The sequence below is a fragment of the Streptomyces palmae genome, from assembly GCF_004684805.1.
Lineage (GTDB): Bacteria > Actinomycetota > Actinomycetes > Streptomycetales > Streptomycetaceae > Streptomyces > Streptomyces palmae.
In genome coordinates this window covers 1-1,064 of the sequence record NZ_SRID01000720.1, presented here as the reverse complement: position 1 = coordinate 1,064, position 1,064 = coordinate 1, and the positions used below count along the sequence as shown (strand labels likewise).

General features: G+C 75.8%; 2 protein-coding genes. One reads left to right on the top strand and one right to left on the bottom strand.

All coding sequences use genetic code 11. The features are described 5' to 3' along the window. A partial coding sequence (locus tag E4099_RS33445; RefSeq protein ID WP_167828572.1) for a hypothetical protein occupies positions 1–211 on the top strand: 211 nt, incomplete at its 5' end. 76 nt (positions 212–287) lie between these two features. On the opposite strand, the gene E4099_RS32295 is transcribed toward E4099_RS33445, so the two are convergent. Next, complete coding sequence (locus E4099_RS32295) at positions 288–761, bottom strand: DUF3995 domain-containing protein (protein ID WP_135342630.1); 474 nt, start codon at positions 759–761, stop codon at positions 288–290. Positions 762–1,064 lie beyond the last annotated feature (303 nt).

Here is a 1,064-nt window from a genome sequence, read left to right as displayed (position 1 = left end):
GGCCGGGGCCGCCGCCGGCCGGCGGGTGCCGCGTCGGGCCGGGGCCGGCGGGCGCCGCGGTGGGTGGCGGCGCGGTCGCCCTGCCGCCGACGTCGCAAAGCGCCCGCGGGCCGGGGTCACCCGACCGGTGCGGGAGCGGGCGTTCCCGTACTGGCGCGGTGTGGACAAGAAGCTCGGCGACCGGATCGCCACCCGGGTGGAGAGCGCCTGAACCGGCACGACCCGCGCCCACCGGCTTGGTCGGAGGCCGGTGGGCGCGGGTCGTCGTGCGGGTGTGGCGGGCTCGGTCACGGTGCGGCCGGCGCGGCACCCTCGGGGCGCGCCGGGCGGATCAGCGGCAGCGCGACCAGGGTCACCAGAGCGCCCAGGAGTACGCAGAGCGGGGAGTAGAGGGCGGTGTTCCAGTCCTGGAACTCCTCCGCCTGGCCGGAGTTCATGGCGAATCCGCCCAGGCCGCGGGCGAGCAGGCCGAGCGCGAGCGCGCAGATGGCCAGCTTGCGCAGCACGGCCGGGCCGATCGCGCGGATCGCGCCGTACACCATCAGGGTCAGCACCCCTGCGCCGATGAGCACCAGGCCCATCCCCACGGAGGCCGCCGGAGTCACCGTCAGCTCGCCGTCCTTGTTGCCGAGCACCGTCTTGGCCAGTGCCGCGTCGTCCTCGAACGGCCAGGGCGCGAAGGCCCACAGCACATGCAGGGCGCCGATCGCGCCCAGCACGGGCCCCGCGATCCACGCGGCGGCCGACCGGATCCCAGACATCCCCGTATACCCCCTCATTCGTTTTCCGGACGCGCCGGTGCCGGGGGTGCGCGTGTCGGCTCAGGCCGTCACAGGCACCGCGGGACCAGCACCTGAGACGCTACTGGACCGTAGTCCGGCTTCGCCCGGGAACGTCCACGATGTGGCCCGGCTCGCAGTGGGTCACTGGCCCAGGCGCCCGGACTGGGACTGCTGGTCGCCGGGTGCCGGGACGAGGGTGGGCGGCACGCTGGGCAGCGTCGGCCATCCGGACGGCGGCGCCGGCAGGTCCGGGGAGCCGCCCGGCGGGGTGTGAGCACTGCT

Bases quoted from the DNA above. Each gene is read 5' to 3' on its own strand.
- E4099_RS32295 (WP_135342630.1), bottom strand. From the start codon at position 761: ATGTCTGGGATCCGGTCGGCCGCCGCGTGGATCGCGGGGCCCGTGCTG.